At 33.4% G+C, this 18057-nt stretch carries 13 protein-coding genes; 9 read left to right on the top strand and 4 right to left on the bottom strand.

Annotation, left to right across the window (positions count from 1 at the left end; all coding sequences use genetic code 11):
- Window positions 1-196 precede the first annotated feature (196 nt).
- The 3 genes from ACTPNM_RS10700 to ACTPNM_RS10710 all read left to right on the top strand — a co-directional run bounded on the left by ACTPNM_RS10700 (window position 197) and on the right by ACTPNM_RS10710 (window position 6462).
- Complete coding sequence (locus ACTPNM_RS10700) at window positions 197-1816, top strand: CTP synthase (RefSeq protein WP_415268953.1); 1620 nt, start codon at window positions 197-199, stop codon at window positions 1814-1816.
- A 195-nt stretch (window positions 1817-2011) separates the two neighbouring features.
- Entirely contained in the window at window positions 2012-3886 is a 1875-nt protein-coding gene (gene yidC / locus ACTPNM_RS10705; protein ID WP_440121761.1) for a membrane protein insertase YidC, read from the top strand.
- A gap of 128 nt (window positions 3887-4014) precedes the next feature.
- Window positions 4015-6462, top strand: coding sequence for a TonB-dependent receptor domain-containing protein (locus ACTPNM_RS10710; RefSeq protein ID WP_440121762.1), 2448 nt, complete (start codon window positions 4015-4017; stop codon window positions 6460-6462).
- A gap of 165 nt (window positions 6463-6627) precedes the next feature.
- On the opposite strand, the gene ACTPNM_RS10715 is transcribed toward ACTPNM_RS10710, so the two are convergent.
- Window positions 6628-6804 carry a hypothetical protein gene (locus ACTPNM_RS10715; protein ID WP_164505156.1) on the bottom strand — a complete coding sequence of 59 codons (177 nt, stop codon included), beginning with the start codon at window positions 6802-6804 and terminating at the stop codon, window positions 6628-6630.
- A 145-nt stretch (window positions 6805-6949) separates the two neighbouring features.
- Between ACTPNM_RS10715 and fumC the strand changes: the two genes are divergently transcribed.
- Window positions 6950-8350, top strand: a complete 1401-nt coding sequence (gene fumC / locus ACTPNM_RS10720) for a class II fumarate hydratase (RefSeq protein WP_440121763.1) — start codon at window positions 6950-6952, stop codon at window positions 8348-8350.
- Between the two features lie 74 nt (window positions 8351-8424).
- Here fumC and ACTPNM_RS10725 read toward each other — a convergent pair whose 3' ends face one another.
- Window positions 8425-8673, bottom strand: a complete 249-nt coding sequence (locus tag ACTPNM_RS10725) for a hypothetical protein (protein WP_440121764.1) — start codon at window positions 8671-8673, stop codon at window positions 8425-8427.
- A gap of 422 nt (window positions 8674-9095) precedes the next feature.
- Between ACTPNM_RS10725 and ACTPNM_RS10730 the strand changes: the two genes are divergently transcribed.
- Both ACTPNM_RS10730 and ACTPNM_RS10735 read left to right on the top strand, forming a co-directional pair.
- Window positions 9096-12284, top strand: coding sequence for a LodA/GoxA family CTQ-dependent oxidase (locus ACTPNM_RS10730; RefSeq protein ID WP_440121765.1), 3189 nt, complete (start codon window positions 9096-9098; stop codon window positions 12282-12284).
- A gap of 8 nt (window positions 12285-12292) precedes the next feature.
- Window positions 12293-13429: an NAD(P)/FAD-dependent oxidoreductase gene (locus tag ACTPNM_RS10735; protein ID WP_440121766.1), complete on the top strand. Its 1137-nt coding sequence runs from the start codon at window positions 12293-12295 to the stop codon at window positions 13427-13429.
- A 234-nt stretch (window positions 13430-13663) separates the two neighbouring features.
- Here ACTPNM_RS10735 and ACTPNM_RS10740 read toward each other — a convergent pair whose 3' ends face one another.
- A complete protein-coding gene (locus tag ACTPNM_RS10740; protein WP_440121767.1) occupies window positions 13664-15169 on the bottom strand; it encodes a hypothetical protein in 1506 nt (501 codons plus the stop codon).
- A gap of 217 nt (window positions 15170-15386) precedes the next feature.
- Here ACTPNM_RS10740 and ACTPNM_RS10745 point away from each other — a divergent pair, with 217 nt between their 5' ends.
- Window positions 15387-15860: a nucleoside deaminase gene (locus ACTPNM_RS10745; RefSeq protein ID WP_099214218.1), complete on the top strand. Its 474-nt coding sequence runs from the start codon at window positions 15387-15389 to the stop codon at window positions 15858-15860.
- A 77-nt stretch (window positions 15861-15937) separates the two neighbouring features.
- On the opposite strand, the gene ACTPNM_RS10750 is transcribed toward ACTPNM_RS10745, so the two are convergent.
- Entirely contained in the window at window positions 15938-16147 is a 210-nt protein-coding gene (locus tag ACTPNM_RS10750) for an SHOCT domain-containing protein (protein WP_120187669.1), read from the bottom strand.
- A 139-nt stretch (window positions 16148-16286) separates the two neighbouring features.
- On the opposite strand from ACTPNM_RS10750, the gene ACTPNM_RS10755 reads away from it, so the two are divergent.
- Both ACTPNM_RS10755 and ACTPNM_RS10760 read left to right on the top strand, forming a co-directional pair.
- The gene (locus tag ACTPNM_RS10755) at window positions 16287-17282 is read left to right on the top strand and encodes a dienelactone hydrolase family protein (protein ID WP_440121768.1); all 996 of its coding nucleotides are present in this window, start codon (window positions 16287-16289) and stop codon (window positions 17280-17282) included.
- A gap of 119 nt (window positions 17283-17401) precedes the next feature.
- Entirely contained in the window at window positions 17402-18052 is a 651-nt protein-coding gene (locus tag ACTPNM_RS10760; protein WP_440121769.1) for a class I SAM-dependent methyltransferase, read from the top strand.
- The last annotated feature ends 5 nt before the right edge of the window (window positions 18053-18057 follow it).

Raw genomic sequence — 18057 nt, forward strand, 5'->3', positions numbered from 1 at the left:
TTTTGCTTTTGTGAAATTCCGTCTGCTAAAAGCGTGGGCAAATATACAACAGTTTTTCAGTCTGACAAACCCTTATTTTATTTTTTTTAAAAAAAAGTTTGTTTGGCAAACATACATAATTTTTCTGTACGTTTTTTCTCTTTTTTATTTGTTCTAATTGCCAGACTTCTTACTTTTGCGCAAACCTAACAGTACCATGAACAACACAAAATACGTTTTTGTAACCGGAGGCGTAACTTCATCACTAGGGAAGGGAATTATAGCCGCTTCTTTAGCCAAATTATTACAAGAAAGAGGATACTCAGTAACCATTCAAAAGTTAGATCCATATATTAATATAGATCCTGGAACATTAAACCCATATGAACATGGAGAATGTTATGTAACTGATGATGGTGCTGAAACCGATTTAGATTTAGGACACTACGAACGTTATTTAAATATTCCAACTTCACAAGCTAACAATGTTACTACAGGAAGAATATATCAATCTGTAATAAACAAAGAGCGTAAAGGAGAGTTTTTAGGAAAAACCGTTCAAGTTATTCCTCATATTACTGATGAAATTAAAAACAGAATCCAAATTTTAGGTAATACAGGTGATTATGATATCGTAATTACTGAAATTGGAGGAACCGTTGGTGATATTGAATCTTTACCATATATAGAAGCTGTTCGTCAATTACAGTGGGATTTAGGGGAAGATAATGCAATTGTTATCCATTTAACTCTAGTTCCTTATTTAGCAGCTGCAGGTGAATTAAAAACGAAACCTACACAACACTCTGTAAAAACATTAATGCAAAGTGGTGTAAAACCAGACATTTTAGTATGTCGTTCAGAACATGAAATCTCTGATGACATTAAACGTAAATTAGCCTTATTTTGTAATGTTAAAAAGCAAAATGTAATTCAGTCATTAGATGCTGAGACTATCTACGATGTTCCTAACTTAATGTTTAAAGAAGGGCTAGATTATGTAGTATTAGATAAGTTAAATTTATCTACACGTAAACAACCTAATTTAAAAACATGGAATAAGTTCTTAGAGCGTCATAAAAATCCAACTTCTTCTGTTGAAATTGGTTTGGTAGGAAAATATGTTGAGCTACACGACTCGTATAAATCAATTACTGAAGCATTTATCCACGCAGGAGCTGCTGCTACCAATAAAACAAAAGTTAACGTTCGTTGGATTCATTCTGAAGAGTTAACTCCAGAGAATGCTGCCAAACAACTAGAAGGATTAAATGGAGTATTAGTAGCCCCTGGATTTGGTGATAGAGGAATTGAAGGTAAAATTGCAGCAGTACAATATGTACGTGAAAATAACATACCTTTTTTAGGTATTTGTTTAGGGATGCAAATGGCTGTTATCGAATTTGCAAGAAATGTGTTAGGACTTAAAGAAGCTAACTCTACTGAAATGAATCCTGAAGTAGCACATCCAGTAATTAACTTAATGGAAGAGCAAAAAAATGTTACTGACAAAGGAGGAACAATGCGTTTAGGTGCTTGGGACTGTCAATTAACACAAGACTCTAAAGTTTTTCAAGCATATAAAGAAGAATTAATAAGTGAGCGTCACCGTCACAGATACGAATACAATAACGATTATAAAGAACAATTAGAAAATGCTGGTATGAAAACAGCAGGTGTTAACCCTAAAACAGGGTTAGTAGAAATTGTTGAAATTGATTCACACCCTTGGTTTGTTGGAGTTCAATATCATCCAGAATACAAGAGTACGGTGTTAAATCCACACCCGTTGTTTGTAAGCTTTATCAAAGCAGCTTTAAAACAATCAAAAAAATAAGTTAAAAAATCCTGTAACTAAAATTACAGGATTTTTTTTGACATATAAAAACTGGAACACTGTTTGAACTACCTATACTAACAAAATTATTCACTGTAAAACCTCTAAAAAACTATAGGGTTTTACTACCTTTGTCGGGTTTTTCAGCTTTTAAGAAAAACTTTAAATGACAAGTTGACATTTTAACATATATCAATGGAACAAAAAAAATTTGATTTAAATTCCTTTATAGGAATGCTTTTATTAGGAGGAATTATGCTTTGGTGGATGAACACACAAAAGCCAGAAGAAACTCCTGAAGCTACTACCCAGACAGAGCAAACTACTGATGCTACAACAACCAACACTCAAAACAGTTTAACTGATAATGTAATAGTAAACGATTCATTACAACAAATTGCTTTACAAAATAAGTTTGGTGCTTTTGCATACGGGGCTTCTAAAAGTCAAGAGGGAAATACTACACTTGAAAATGATCTTGTAAAGTTAACTATCGACAATAAAGGTGGACAGATTATAGAAGCTTTAGTTAAAAACTATAAAACATACGATTCATTACCTCTTTATTTAGTAAAGGATAACAATGCTTCTTTTAATATTAACTTCGGAACTACTGATAACCGAATTTTAAATACTAAAGATTTACTATTTACTCCTACTCTAACCAAAAATGGAGATACTCAAGTACTTTCTATGAAATTAAAGGTTTCTGAAGCTAAGTTTTTAGAGTATCGTTATGAAATGAAAGAAGGTGACTACCGTGTAGGTTTTGCCGTTCGTTCACAAGGGTTGAGTAATACTATTAATAGTTCACAAGAAATAAATTTAAATTGGAGTTTAAAAGGTTTTCGACACGAAAAGAGTTTGAAAACCGAAAACATGTACTCTTACTACTATTACAAAGCCGATGATGAAGTAGATTACTTACAAATGAATGATGATGATGTTGTGAGTGATATTGATTGGGTTGCTTATAAACAACACTTCTTCTCTTCTATTTTAACATCAGACACACCGTTTAGTAATGCCACTTTAAAATCTGTTGACTTTGCAGGTGAAGATAAAGATAGTGTATACACTAAAACCTATGGATTAAAAACTCCGTTAGCTTTAACAAATGGAGAGTTAAACTATAACATGCAATGGTTTTATGGACCTACAAATTATAATTTATTAAAGTCTTACGAAGGAACTAGTTTAGACGAAATTGCTGATTTAGGTTGGGGTATTTTTGGTTTCTTAAACCGTACCATATTCTACCCTGTATTTAATATGCTAAAAGGATTTATTGGCAACTTTGGATTAATCATCATTTTAATGACAATTGTAGTACGTATAATCATGTCTCCAGTATTATACAAATCATACTTATCAAGTGCTAAAATGAAGGTGATTCGTCCAGAAATGGAAGAAATCAACAAAAAATATCCAGGGAAAGAAAACGCTATGAAGCGTCAACAAGAAATTATGGCAGTACAGCGAAAAGCTGGAGTAAGTATGATGTCTGGTTGTATACCTGCATTAATGCAAATGCCTGTGTTCTTTGCTTTATTCAAATTCTTCCCTACGAATATTGACTTCCGTCAAAAGAGTTTTTTATGGGCAAATGACTTATCTTCTTATGATACTATTTTTAAATTACCATTTAAAATTCCTTTTTATGGAGACCACGTAAGCTTATTTCCAATTTTAGCGTCTGTAGCCATTTTCTTCTATATGAAAATGAACCAAAGCCAACAAGCTAACATGCAAGCACCTACTCAAGAAGGAATGCCTGATATGAGTAAGATGATGAAATGGATGATTTACTTCTCTCCTATTATGATGTTATTCTTCTTTAACAACTATGCTAGTGGATTAAGTTTATACTACTTTATCTCAAACTTACTAACCATCATAATTATGTTTGTTATTAAGAACTATGTTATTGATGAAGCTAAGATTCATGCTAAAATTGAAGAGAACAAAAAGAAGCCTGTTAAGAAGAGTAAATTCCGTGAGCGTTTAGATGCTGCCATGAAACAAGCTCAAGAACAACAAGCTGCACAACAACGTGCTAAAAAGAAATAATTTCAATATACTTTTGATAAAAAAAAAGGGTGCTAAAAGCATCCTTTTTTTATTTAACATTCTTTTAACTAAACCCCATTAAACCTTTGGGGAAATTTGCGGTCAAACAAGCTTTATAAATCAACATAATGAAGAAAATTACACTACTTATTTTACTAATTAGTTTTACAGCTGTTGCACAGCGTGCTACAAAAGGTATCGCTTCTAAAGTTACCCTAACTGGTAAAGTATTAGAAACAAACTCTAAACAACCTTTAGAGTACGCAACTTTAGTATTAACAAACACTAACACACAACAAATTATTGGAGGAGTTACTGACGCTAATGGAAGCTTTTCTATCGATGCTTCATCTGGCACATATGATATAAAAGTTGAATTTATAGGCTTTAAAACTAAAAGTTTAGGAAATCATACTCTAACTGAAAATAAAAGTTTAGGAACTATTTTACTTTCAGAAGATGCAGAGACATTAGAAGAAGTTGAAATTATTGCAGAAAAATCTACTGTTGAAATACGGTTAGATAAAAAGATTTATAACGTTGGAAAAGACATGACTGTAAAAGGAGGTAACGCCTCTGATGTTTTAGATAATGTCCCATCAGTAAATGTAGATGCTGAAGGATCTGTAAGCTTGCGTGGGAATGAAAACGTACGTATTTTAATAGACGGAAAGCCTTCTGCTCTAGTAGGTTTAAGTGGTACAGATGCCTTACGTAACTTACCTGCTGATGCTATTGAAAAAGTTGAAGTTATTACTTCTCCTTCGGCTCGTTACGACGCTGAAGGTACAGCTGGTATTTTAAATATTATTCTTAGAAAAGGAAAAGTAAGAGGCTTCAATGGTTCTCTAAACTTTTCTGTAGGTAATCCTGATTTATACAGGGTTAGTAGTAATTTAAACTACCGTACAAAAAAGTTCAATATTTTTTCAAATCTTGGTTACTCTTATAGAAAAGGTCCAGGAAATGCCTTTAGTGATTTTACATATTTAACCGACGGTGTTATCGATAGTTTAAGTATTGAAAAAAGAGACTATGACCGAAAAAATAAAAGTTTTAACGGTTCTTTTGGTTTGGAATATTATTTAAACGATAAAAGCTCTCTTACAGGAACAGTTTTTTATAGAAATAATGACGGTAAAGATATTGCCACAAACAATACAGATGTTTTTTCCCCTGCTAACGACCCTATCAGAAGTTTAAAGAGAGTAGAAACTGAAACTGAAGACGATATTGACACTCAATATTCGTTAAACTATACCAATAATATTGATGACAAAGGTCAAAAATTAATTATTGACTTACAGTATAGCGAAAACGAAGAAGATGAACTTGCTGATATTACTAACAACAACATTTTAGCTGAACAAAATAGTCAAGTTACTAAATCTAAAAACAGATTATTACAAATAGACTATGTACTTCCATTAGGAGAGAAAAGTCAATTAGAATTAGGTCATAAAGCGGATTTACAAGATTTAACTTCTGATTTTAGAGTTCGTGATGAAAATGGACAACCTTTTGATTTTGATCCTTCGAACGCTATAGATTTTAAACAATATATCTACGCTTATTACGCCCAATATGGTAGTAAAATAGATAAATTTTCATACCTATTAGGATTACGTGCTGAATACACTGATGTTGATTTAACAGTATTAAATACTGGTGAATTTTCTGATAAAAACTATACTGAATGGTTCCCGACCGTTAATTTAGGGTATGAATTTAGTGAAACAGATAACTTAACTTTAGGGTATGCTCGTAGATTACGAAGACCACGTCACTGGTTTTTAAACCCATTCGAAACACGTAGTTCAGATACTTACGTATTTAAAGGAAATCCAGACTTAAACCCTACATATACAAGTTCTTTTGATCTAGGGTATACTACAAGAGTTAGTAAAGTAACCTTAAACTCTTCTTTGTACTATCAATTTTCAACTGATTTAATCAGACCTGTTTCTAGAATTGAAACAAGAGATAAAGGAAATGTTTTCGTACGTCAGTTCTTAAACCTAAATGATGAAGATCGTTACGGACTTGAACTAACAACAAACTATAATCCAGCAAAATGGGCACGTTTATCAGCAACTTTTAACTATTTTAAGTTTAGAACAGATGCTTTCGACTACACTTATTCTTATACTAATCCTATCAATGGTGATCTAGTAACCGAAACTGAGTCTTTACCTGAAGTAAATAGTAGCAGTTGGTTTGCTCGTTTTAACTCTAGAATTACTTTACCTGCGAAAATAGATTGGCAAACACGTATTATGTATCGAGGACCACAAGATGATGCACAAGGTAGTAGAGAAGGTATTTTTGTTACCAACTTAGCATTCAGTAAAGATATATTCAAGGACAAGGCCTCATTAGTTTTAAACGTTAGTGATCTATTTAACGAACGTAAAAGAAAAAGCTACACGAATACAGCTAGAGTAATGTCTTATCAAGAATTTCAATGGAGAGAGCGTCAAATTACACTAAGCTTTACTTATAGATTTAATCAAAAGAAAAAACGTGAACGTTCAGGTCGTAATGGTGACTTTGATGGAGGCGGTGAAGGATTCTAATTCTTAAACATTATAAAACTTAATAAAAAAGAGAACTTTAAAAGTTCTCTTTTTTTATTTACAATAAGAATTAAATCAGGTTAAAGTGTTCCCAATATTAAAATAAGAACATAAAAAAAACCACGCCCATTAGCGTAGTTTTTAGAATATATTGTAATAAAAAGCTTACTTACCTTCCTCAGCAGCTTTTTTAGCTTCTCTTTTTAACTTCATGTTTTCCCAGATAGTTCCACCAATCCAGTAAGGAACTACAAATGTTAATAAGAAAATTAACAGCCAAAATCCAGCTGTAAAAATAAACATGAATAATACCAATCCTGAGAATTCTGAAAAATCTAACATTTGTTTCTTATTAATAATTGTTATGCCACAAAATTATAACTATTTTTCTTTTCCTCCAATAAAATCTGATAAAAATCACTATTAAAAACTATTAGAATTTGTAATTTTGGACATCATTAATTTTAAGCATTTTAAATCATTCCAAATGACAAAATATAGAATTGAGAAAGATACAATGGGACAAGTAGAAGTTCCAGCTGATAAATATTGGGGAGCACAAACTGAGCGTTCTCGTAATAACTTTAAAATTGGTCCTGCTGCCTCTATGCCATTAGAAGTAGTATACGGATTTGCGTACTTAAAAAAAGCAGCAGCTTTCACTAATGCAGAATTAGGTGTGTTAGCAACTGAAAAACGTGATTTAATCGCACAAGTATGTGATGAAATTTTAGCTGGAAAGCACGACGACCAATTCCCTTTAGTAATCTGGCAAACAGGTTCTGGTACACAGTCGAATATGAATGTAAACGAAGTTATTGCTAACCGTGCACACGAAATTGCAGGAAATGTAATTGGTGAAGGTGAAAAAACTATTCAACCAAACGATGATGTAAACAAATCACAATCATCTAACGATACGTTCCCTACAGGAATGCATATTGCAGCTTATAAAAAGATTGTAGAAGTAACCATTCCTGGTGTAGAGCAATTACGAGACACGTTACAAGCTAAATCAGAAGCTTTTAAAGATGTAGTTAAAATTGGTCGTACACACTTAATGGATGCTACTCCTCTAACCTTAGGGCAAGAGTTTTCTGGATATGTTGCGCAATTAAACTTCGGATTAAATGCCTTAAAAAATTCATTAGCACACTTAGCTCAATTAGCTTTAGGAGGAACTGCTGTTGGAACAGGACTAAACACTCCAGCTGGTTACGATGTATTAGTTGCTAAATATATCGCTGAGTTTACAGAATTACCATTTGTAACTGCTGAAAATAAGTTTGAAGCTTTGGCTGCACATGATGCGTTAGTGGAAACACACGGAGCCTTAAAGCAATTAGCGGTTTCACTAAATAAAATTGCCAACGATATTCGTTTAATGGCTTCAGGACCGCGTTCAGGAATTGGAGAAATTATCATTCCTGCAAACGAACCAGGATCTTCTATCATGCCTGGAAAAGTAAACCCTACACAAGCAGAAGCTATTACAATGGTATGTGCACAAGTTATGGGTAACGATGTTGCAGTAACTGTTGGTGGAACACAAGGACACTACGAGTTAAACGTATTCAAGCCTATGATGGCGGCTAACGTATTACAATCAGCTCAATTAATTGGAGATGCTTGTGTGTCATTCGACGTAAACTGTGCTGCTGGTATTGAACCAAACCAAACAAGAATTACTGAGTTATTAAACAACTCATTAATGTTAGTTACAGCATTAAATACTAAAATAGGATATTACAAAGCTGCTGAGATTGCAAACACTGCACATGCTAACGGAACTACTTTAAAAGAAGAAGCAGTACGTTTAGGATATGTAACTCCAGAGCAATATGACGAATGGGTTAAACCAGAAGACATGACAGGAAGTTTAAAATAATCACTTCCTTCACATAAACATAAAAAACCACAACTAAATGTTGTGGTTTTTTGTTTAACGAACTTTAAAATAAATTATATCTCTTTATGTCTATATGTTTCTGCTATTTTTTTTATTCTTTCAGGAGTAACAATTCCTTTTTGTACCTCATAATCTTCAGCTATTTTTCTTGGTACTTCAATAGCTCCGTTAGATAATCTTACAGTATACCCAAAATCTTCATTTATAAAATGCTCTTTATACAAACCAATGTTCTTATCTATTAAACTTGCTTGTTTGGTTATACCTATTACTCCTTTTTTATTCATTTCTGTCTTTGTCATAATTATTTATTTAGGTTTTTAATAGTTTCTTTTTACAATTATTATTCATGTTATAAAACACCATAATTTATGGTAATACACCATTACGCATATACATAGTGTATTCTCTGTTCAATCAAAAAAATAAAAGGAATGTAGTAAGAATTACTTTTGCTTTTTCAAAGCATGAAGTTACGGATAACTAATAACTCTACAAAAGGATATGCGTTAATTCTATAGAAAAACTTCTAATCTATAGTTACATAAAGCCCTCAATAACTATTCTATCTAACAATAAAGAGCTTTATAAATATCCCTCTCAAATCTAAATGCAAACAATTAATACCCAAAAACTAAACGCTTAAGAATTTCTTAAAAACAACTCTAACTTATATTCCTTATTTTTAAAGGTATATAATGTCAAACTTAAACTAACCAAAAAAATGACAAACCCCTCACAAGACAAATCTTCATCATGCTGGAACTGCGATGGAGACATTACCCAAGTTACACAACGTTTAAAAGAAATGTTTGTGGAAATGGGACAAAAAACACGCATTGAAAATGGACAACAACCTGCCGAAAGAGCAGTATTTAGAAAGCAACACGGTATCGCATACGGTCGTTTTGTAGTAAACAAAGACATCGAAGAAAAATTCAAAATCGGAATTTTTGCTGGTGACGCTTACGAATGTGCTGTTCGTTTTTCAAGTGATACCGGACCAACTTCTCCCGATTTACATTCTACCCTAGGTGTCGGCTTAAAGCTTTTTGGTGTTGAAGGTCCTAAATTATTAGGAGACGGTACCAATGCCGATTTTATCTTTCAAAACATCGATCGTTTTTTTGCACGAGACGCACAACAAATGTGTAGTTTTACAACTGCTGGTGTTATTGATCGTGATTACGATTCGTACATAGCAAAACATCCCGAATTAGCGAGTATTTTAAAGGCAATGACCAAAGAAGAAGCTAGTGTATTAAGTGCTAGCTACTGGGCAATTCTTCCTTTCAAATTAGGCGATTCTCAAATTGTAAAATATCGTTTGGTTCCTGAAAACACCTATAAAGGAACTCCTTTTAACGATAACAATTACTTAGGTATTGATTTGCAACAACGTTTGTTAACCAAAGAAGCTACCTTCCGCTTCGAAATACAATTGCGTACCAACGATGCTACCATGCCTTTAGATGATGCACAGGTAGTATGGAGCACAGAAGAGAGTCCGTATATATGTATTGCTAAATTGCATTTACCTCAACAAGATGTATCAAGTATTGGTCAAGCTGAATTTGGAAGCAACTTAGCTTTTAATATTTGGAGAACTTTACCTCAACACGAACCATTAGGATCTATTGCACAAGCAAGAAAAGTAGTATATGCTGCAAGTGCCGAAGCACGTCATCAAGCAAACGGGCAGCAATTACAAGAACCCAAAGAAATCAATCCACAGTTTGAAGGTAACACCGATGAAAATAGCGACTGTATTGTAAAAGCAGGTATCTATCCTCCTATTGGTGTCATGCGTGTTGGAAATAGTGAAAATGAATACTTTATCGGTCCGTTGGTTGACAACCCTGAACCACAAACCGATCCGTATGCATATAGAGATAAAACAGGTGCCTTAAAAAGACAAGCAGCACAGTTTAGAATCTACGGATTCAATGCTGCAGGAAAAGCTGTAAAAGAATTAACTGCTGAAAATGCCAAAATTACATGGCATAGCCATTTAGCCAATCAAAAATCGTCTTGGTATCAGTTTAACATTGCCTTAGATATTCCTGAAGCGGCCGATATGCCACCTTCTATGTTACGTAATATTGATGTAAAAGACCGTAACTCTTTATTAATTGACGGCGGAGCAAAGTCTATTACTGGAACCAATGTTACCGAAGGTCCTTTCTTTGAAGGAGAATTTCTATCTAAAAAAGTGTACTTAGGTGAGATGCGTACGGATGAAAAAGGACGTTTAGTGATGTTAGGCGGACATGGAAAATCGGAAAACATCAATGGTGATATCGCTATTACGTTTGCAAATAACGAAGGTTGGCACGATGATATTTCAGACGGACCTGTTACTGCGGAAGTTGAATATGAAGGTGTAAAATTAAAAGTAGACCCTGCTTGGGTTATTTGTGCTCCACCTGACTATGCACCAATGCAAAAATCGGTACGTACTATGTGGGATTTAATGCGTGATGTAGCTGTAAAGTCTAAAATGTTAGTACGACCTACTAGACCATCGTTTACCAAAGATATATTACCAATTTTCCAACGTATGACCGATTTACAATGGGTAAATGCAGGTTTTGCAGGAGCTTTTGGTTTTGGAGGTCAGTTTGATTATACCACAAACGAATGGATTAAACGATTAGGGAATCCATCACCTGCCTATATGGAAATGAGAAGAACGATTTCTAACAACTTCCGTCGTTTTGATGTATCGGGAGCAGAAGCACCTCAACTATGGCCTTGGTTGTATGGCGATGCAATTAGCATTCCTACTACAGGATCTGTACGTCAGCACGCTACTTTATCAGACTTACAATTAGAGTTTTTAGACCAATGGGTACAAGGAGATTTTGATGCGGATTACGTAGATATGACTGGATGTCCGCATGTACCTAAACCACCAACGATAGATGAACTTCCTGTTGCTGAACAACCTGATATGTTAACCAAAGCTGCCATGGAATTTTGTTTAGCAGATGCTTTCCATCCTGGTTGTGAAATGACTTGGCCTATGCGCTCGTCAGGAATGTATATGGCACCTTTTAGAATTAAACATGCACCTAAAACACCGCCTGTGAATACCACGTATTACGGACCAATGATGAATAATGATACATTACCATTGGCAAAAGGGCCTATTTTGGGCGGACAAGTAGCTGGAGGAGTTACGCGTTGGATGGCAATTCCTTGGCAAACCGATACAGCAAGTTGTAGAGATGGATACACCAGTGAGTACGATCCGTATTTACCAACATTTTGGCCTGCCAGAGTACCAAATAATATCTTAAACGAAAAGCGTTATAAAGAAACGATGGATTCTAATTTATCAGAAGAAACAAGGATTCAAGCCTTTAATTTCCGTTCCGATTGGTTAGACAACCTTCCTTTAGATGGTGAAGCACCAACTTATACGAATCAAATTAATAGTATGATTAAGTATTTTGATAAGTTAGCGGTGGTTCAAAAGCGTCCGGGAGTTCAGCATGACCCAAATTTCCCTGAAGAAATGCAAGTGGGTATTACTCCTACTCCAGAACAAGAAGCTGCATTATTAAAAGCTACGATACAAGATTTACAAGGTGTTTTAACAGCTAAACGTACATTAAAAAAAGGAGTTCAAAATACAATAGATACAGCTGTAGAAAAACTATCACACGATAATTTATTAAACGAGCAATTTGTATTGGAAGATGCTCAGCGTAGTTTGTTAAGCTTAACGGAAGATGAACTAGAAAAAGACTTTAAAGCAACACCTAATGTTATTAAAACCATACATTTAATTGCTTCTAAGTTACACCACATGAAACAGTCTGATTCGCATCAAGAAGCAGCTCCAAAAAGAGTTGAAGTTGGTATTCCTGAGAAAATGACTCGTTTTTCAAGATATATTCCTAAATAATATACGAATTGAAAGAATATAATAGTACTACTGACATACTAATTATAGGTGGTGGCATTGCAGGTTGCATTGCCGCCATTTCTTTAGTTAATCATTATAATGTTACCTTGCTAGATAAACAGCTTGAACCTGTTGATAAAATTGGAGAATCGCTAGCTCCTGCAGCACAACGAATTTTAAAAGAGCTAAATTTATTAGAAAACGAATCGGATGCTGTAAAACAGACCATATTTCGTAATAATTTAGGAATGCAATCCTATTGGGGAAGCAATCAACTTCAGATTGTAGATCATATGAGAAACCCCGATGGGTTCTCTAGAAGTTTAGATCGAAAAGAGTTTGAAATTTATTTAAGAAAGGTTGCTATTGAAAGAGGTGTTGACTGTGTTTGGGGAACACGTCTTTCTAATACTTCTTACGAAGATAATTACTGGAAAGTAATAACAAAGTCTGATGATTTAAAAAACAGAACTACACATACCATTCATGCAAATTTTGTAATTGATGCTACTGGTAGGCAATCTCATTTCACAAAGAGCTTAGGTATTAAACGTACATCGTATGATAAGTTAATATCTTGCTGGATGAGCTTACCCAATACACAAGAAAATACCATGAGTACTATTGTTGCTGATGAATTAGGTTGGTGGTATAGTGCTATAATTCCTAATAATAAAAGAGTCCTTGCTTTTCAAACAGATGCTGATTTGGTAGATAGAAATACCTTTAAACATTTAGATGCTTTTTTAGCGTTTACCAAGCAACATAAACTTATTGCTCCTTTAGTTGAAGGTAACGAAGCAAGTATTAACTTCCATGGTACGGTAAGTGCCAATTCTACTCGTTTAGATCAGGTAGCTGGCAAACAATGGCTTGCTTTAGGTGATGCTGCTATGAGTTTTGATCCGCTTTCCTCACAAGGAATGTTTAACGCCATGGCAAATGCAATGCAACTACAAAAATTACTTATAAATATTGACTTTATTAAGGATTTACATCCTGATAAGATGGAACAATTCAATATATTATATAGTCAACAAATACAACAGGTTTGGAATCATTACCTTAAGCATAAAAACTTCTTTTATAGTACTGAGACTCGATGGAAAGAAGCTCCTTTTTGGAAAAGGCGTAGTATTAGCTGATAATTTTACAGACAGATTACTTCGTCATACCTTCCTCGTAATGACGATAAAAAGAAACAAAAATAAAGACTTACAATAAAAGAATAAGAGTAACTCCTTTGAGTGAGATTCCTCACTACCGTTCGGAATGACTGTTCTTTCAAGTAAAACATGCTAACAACTAGTAAAAATAAAACCTCCCCAGTAACTAAAATAGACTGGAGAGGCTTTTTTGTAAAGTCAATCTTAAAAACTTTACTTTAAACTGTTCTTCATAAAGTCTTCTACTTCTTGTTTCGCTTTAAGAGCTTCAACTTCATCAAATGTTTTTCCTTTTCCTCTTAATAAGTAAGCATTGAATACATGACTTATATACAATGGTGATTTATTATTTGTTGAAAAGTTTACAGCGTTATGACAGCTAAAACAGTTTGCTAAATTATCTGCTTCAATATCTTTTAAACTACTTTTAAAAGTTTGTGTATATGTTTCCATAGTAACATTAGCACAGTTTACAGATCCTCTTGCTACTGAAGTACTATCTGGTGTTGCGTTTCCTATGTTTCCTCCTAAACTATTTATTGTAGCTGTTTGCTCTTCAGGTGTCAATCCATCTGTATCAATCCAAAGAGAACCATTATAGAAGTAATTTTTCCATACATCAGTTAAATTCTCTTTTACACAAAGATTAAGGTTCTCTATATTATTAAAGTTTACAGGTTCTGATTGGCTTGTGTTCATAAAGTTTCCAACACTATCTCTTGGAACCCCATACTTAAATAAATCGTATGCTTTGTAAGGTAACTTTGCACTACCATTACTCCATACAATACCGTCAATTCCGGTAGTAGTACCTTCAGCAAATAATAATTTATTGGTAGATGAAGATGCGTTATTATCTTTCCAGTTATAATTTGGTGCTAAATCGTCATGTTCAAACGTAGCCCAAATAAACTCTGGGTGATTCTCTACAATACCTACAACGTGCATTCCTAATAAAGCTACTTCAGTATTAGTATATGTTTCTCCGTCTCTACTTAAGGCTGCAACTGTTGTATAATAGTTACCTATCTCTTCTTCAGCAATAGCAGTTACTGGTGTCCATGATACTTTTAACTCTAAAGAACCCACCGGAAAAGATGCTTGATTATCTCCACTTAAAGTTCCGCTAACTATAGAATCTCTATACTTTCTTGATGCTTCTCTCATTGTAGGGCTTATGTGAATTGAGTAGAATACTGTTTCTGAAACCCCATCTTCGTTATAAGCAGGATTTGTTTTTAAAGTTCCGCCCGATCCTGCTTGAGCAGTATCTACCAAAACCAAAGCAGCTCCTTCTTTTTGTTTTACATCTTGCATATGAGATGTTACTTGATACATTTTCTTTGGGTTTAAAAACAGCGGCAACGTTTCTCCTATATACAAAGGAACTTCCTTCCCCTCCTGCTTTACTGCTAGTTTTTCTATTTGATATTCTGGTTTGGTTAGCCATAAAAACTTTTGCCAAGACCATTGGTGAAAAATTGCATTGGTTGTGCTCGATACATCAAACGGACTTCCTTTTCCTTCTGAAGGGGCTGGGGTTTGTGTGTGAGGGAACCAATCACTTTCACATAAACTTTGAGTTGCTGTTTTATTGTAAGCTACTTCTTCTACTGGCTCTACAGCATTGTTTTCTTTTTTCTTCTTTTTACAAGAATTAAAAAATACAACACCCATTACAAGCATTGCATTTAAAATAAGTTTGGTTGTTAATTTCATGATTGATTAGTTTTTGATAATAGTTACAAATTAGCGAATATTTTAGTAGCTTGTTAAAAAAGATGGCATAAACTCTTAAATTATAGTTATAAAAAGCTGTTTTTTGATGCCAAGTGTATATACCCTTTATGTTCTTACTTTAAAAAGTGTTTTATTTCGTAAATTGAATCAAAGAAAAGGCTTAGTTTTGTAACCCTTTTTTATTAAAAACTAAACAATGAATACACACGAAGAATATATGAGTGAAGCTGTAAAAGCAGCTTTAAAAGGAATGCAAAATAACGAAGGAGGTCCTTTTGGTTGTATTGTAGTAAAAGATGGAGAAGTTATTGGGCGTGGTAACAACAAAGTTACCTCTACTAACGACCCAACAGCTCACGCAGAAGTAACTGCTATTCGTGATGCTTGTAAAAATATTGGTTCTTTTCAGTTAGATGGTTGTATTGTATACACTTCTTGCGAACCTTGCCCTATGTGTTTAGGAGCTATTTACTGGGCGCGTCCTGATAAAGTTTTTTACGGAAGTAATCAGCAAGACGCTGCCAACATTGGTTTTGATGATGAGTTTATATACAAAGAAATTCCGTTACCATACGAAAAGAGAAGTATTCCGTTTGAGCAAATAGGACGTGATATTGCGCTAGAACCTTTCCAGAAATGGTCTGAAAAAGAAGATAAAATAGAATATTAGAGCAAATAACCTCAGGATAAACCTGTAGAATAATATTCCCTTTGTAATTTTTACAAAGGGTTTCTTTTTTATTACACTTAAGAATCTAGTACTTTTTTAGCTTCTTCATATTCTTCTTTGGTAATTTCACCTTTTGCAAAACGTCTTTTAAGGACTTCTAACGGAGATTCTTTTTTTGTTACTTGGAATAAAGAACTGTAAAACAAGAAAAAGAATACTCCTATTACTATCCAAACAATCCACCATACAAAGTGCATACCCCAAAAATGTCCGTCGTGATAATGCATAACTATTTAGTTTTTATATTAAAACAACACTAAGTTACGAAATTATACAGCTGAATGCCAGTTAAATACACTTTTAAATATAAATTTTGCAACATGTCTTTTTCTTTTCAGTCTTTAATGTAAAATTAAAAAGATTTATATGAAACTACTTGCTCTATTATTATCGTTATGTATTTGTTCAACATCCTTTAGCCAAAGAACAAAAGACTTAAAGACTTTTAAACACTATTCTGTAGTAACAAGTAAAGACACCATTAACTATCATATATATGCTAAAAAAGATATTGAATCTACCAATGTTCTTCTCTTATACATTCAAGGTTCCAAAGCAATGTCTCTATATCAAACAATGAAAGAAAACGGAAAAACGTATGTTGGAACTACATTGCCTCTTGATTTTAACCTTTTGCCTGATAATTATCTATTTGTTGTAATATCTAAAAAGGGCTTTCCTTTCTTAACAAAAATGGATGAAGAGTTTCCTGTTCCTAAATCATATTATGAAAACCAAACATTAGCGTATCGAACTCATCAAGCTAACCAAGTAATTAACAGTATAACTAAAAAGTACCCAAATAAATTCAAAAAAGTTATTGCTCTCGGACATTCTGAAGGAAGCGATGTTGTTGCCAAATTAGGAACTGTAAATAACAGCATAACTCATTTTGGGTATTTGTCTGGTGGAGGAAACACACAGTTTATTGACTTTATTACATTTACTAGAAATAAATTAACTAAAGGTTTAATTAGTGAAAAAGAAGCACAAAGAGAGATTAATTCAATATTAAAAGATTTTAAAAAAATAATGGCAAACCCTAATGCTACCGATAAATATTGGGCAGGTAAAAACAATAGTTATAAAAGATGGAGTTCTTTTTCTGAGCCACCAATTGACAATTTATTAAAAATTTCAAAGCCTCTATTTGTAGCTATTGGAACAAAAGACCAGGCTGTAGCTCCTGAATCCGCTTACCTAATTCCAATAGAGTTTATTAGGAAACAGAAAAACAATTTAACATTTAAGGCTTATTCAGGTTTAGACCATGGATTTGGAAAAGAACTAGAAAATGGAAAATATGAAAAACATTGGAACACTGTTTTTAAAGATTTTTTGAACTGGGTAAACGACAAATAAAAAGATATAAGTATGTATTATATACCTATTTTTTATACTCCCGGTTTATCTTGTTTTCAAGTTCTATTTTCAATAATTTAGTTTTTTAATATCCCACTATTAATCTCAACCAAAAAGCTATGCAATTAACACAAGAAGAAATTAAGGAATTAGAAAAACAATTAAGTTGTCCTGAAGGAAAATTAGGCGTTGAAGTTGGAAAAAACATGAACGAGACTAATATTAACATGACTTTAAGCACTATTGATTCTTTAGAGTTGAAAGACAATGATTCTGTATTAGAACTAGGTCATGGTAATTGCGGACATTTACAAAAGCTATTAACTGTAGCTAACAATATAAATTACTTTGGGTTAGAAATTTCTAAAACAATGCACGAAGAAGCTAAAGCTATTAATACAACTACACAAGCAGAGTTTTCTTTATACGACGGAGAAACAATTCCGTTTAAAAACAATTCTTTTAATCGTGTTATGAGTGTAAATACAGTTTATTTTTGGTCTAATCCTCAAAAACTAATAACAGAAATTGAACGCGTTTTAAAACCCAATGGTATTTGTATTTTAACCTATGCCAACAAAGAGTTTATGAAAACCTTACCTTTTGTGGGAGATACGTTTCAGCTTTTTGGCACAAAAGAAATGGAAACACTTGTTAGTGTTTCTCACTTAAAAATTGACGAGCTTATCCATAAAACTGAACGAGTTACAAGTAAAACAGGTGATTTTGTAGAACGAACCTATACCCTAGCCAAATTAAAAAAGGAGTAATTCAC

It is taken from the genome of Tenacibaculum sp. Ill, assembly GCF_051938915.1.
GTDB classification, from domain to species: Bacteria; Bacteroidota; Bacteroidia; order Flavobacteriales; family Flavobacteriaceae; genus Polaribacter; species Polaribacter larymnensis.

Coding starts and splice junctions, on each gene's coding strand:
- ACTPNM_RS10760 (WP_440121769.1), top strand. CDS start 17,402: ATGCAATTAACACAAGAAGAAATTAAGGAATTAGAAAAACAATTAAGT.
- ACTPNM_RS10745 (WP_099214218.1), top strand. CDS start 15,387: ATGAATACACACGAAGAATATATGAGTGAAGCTGTAAAAGCAGCTTTA.
- yidC (WP_440121761.1), top strand. CDS start 2,012: ATGGAACAAAAAAAATTTGATTTAAATTCCTTTATAGGAATGCTTTTA.
- ACTPNM_RS10700 (WP_415268953.1), top strand. CDS start 197: ATGAACAACACAAAATACGTTTTTGTAACCGGAGGCGTAACTTCATCA.
- ACTPNM_RS10755 (WP_440121768.1), top strand. CDS start 16,287: ATGAAACTACTTGCTCTATTATTATCGTTATGTATTTGTTCAACATCC.
- ACTPNM_RS10750 (WP_120187669.1), bottom strand. CDS start 16,147: ATGCATTATCACGACGGACATTTTTGGGGTATGCACTTTGTATGGTGG.
- ACTPNM_RS10730 (WP_440121765.1), top strand. CDS start 9,096: ATGACAAACCCCTCACAAGACAAATCTTCATCATGCTGGAACTGCGAT.
- ACTPNM_RS10740 (WP_440121767.1), bottom strand. CDS start 15,169: ATGAAATTAACAACCAAACTTATTTTAAATGCAATGCTTGTAATGGGT.
- fumC (WP_440121763.1), top strand. CDS start 6,950: ATGACAAAATATAGAATTGAGAAAGATACAATGGGACAAGTAGAAGTT.
- ACTPNM_RS10725 (WP_440121764.1), bottom strand. CDS start 8,673: ATGACAAAGACAGAAATGAATAAAAAAGGAGTAATAGGTATAACCAAA.
- ACTPNM_RS10710 (WP_440121762.1), top strand. CDS start 4,015: ATGAAGAAAATTACACTACTTATTTTACTAATTAGTTTTACAGCTGTT.
- ACTPNM_RS10715 (WP_164505156.1), bottom strand. CDS start 6,804: ATGTTAGATTTTTCAGAATTCTCAGGATTGGTATTATTCATGTTTATT.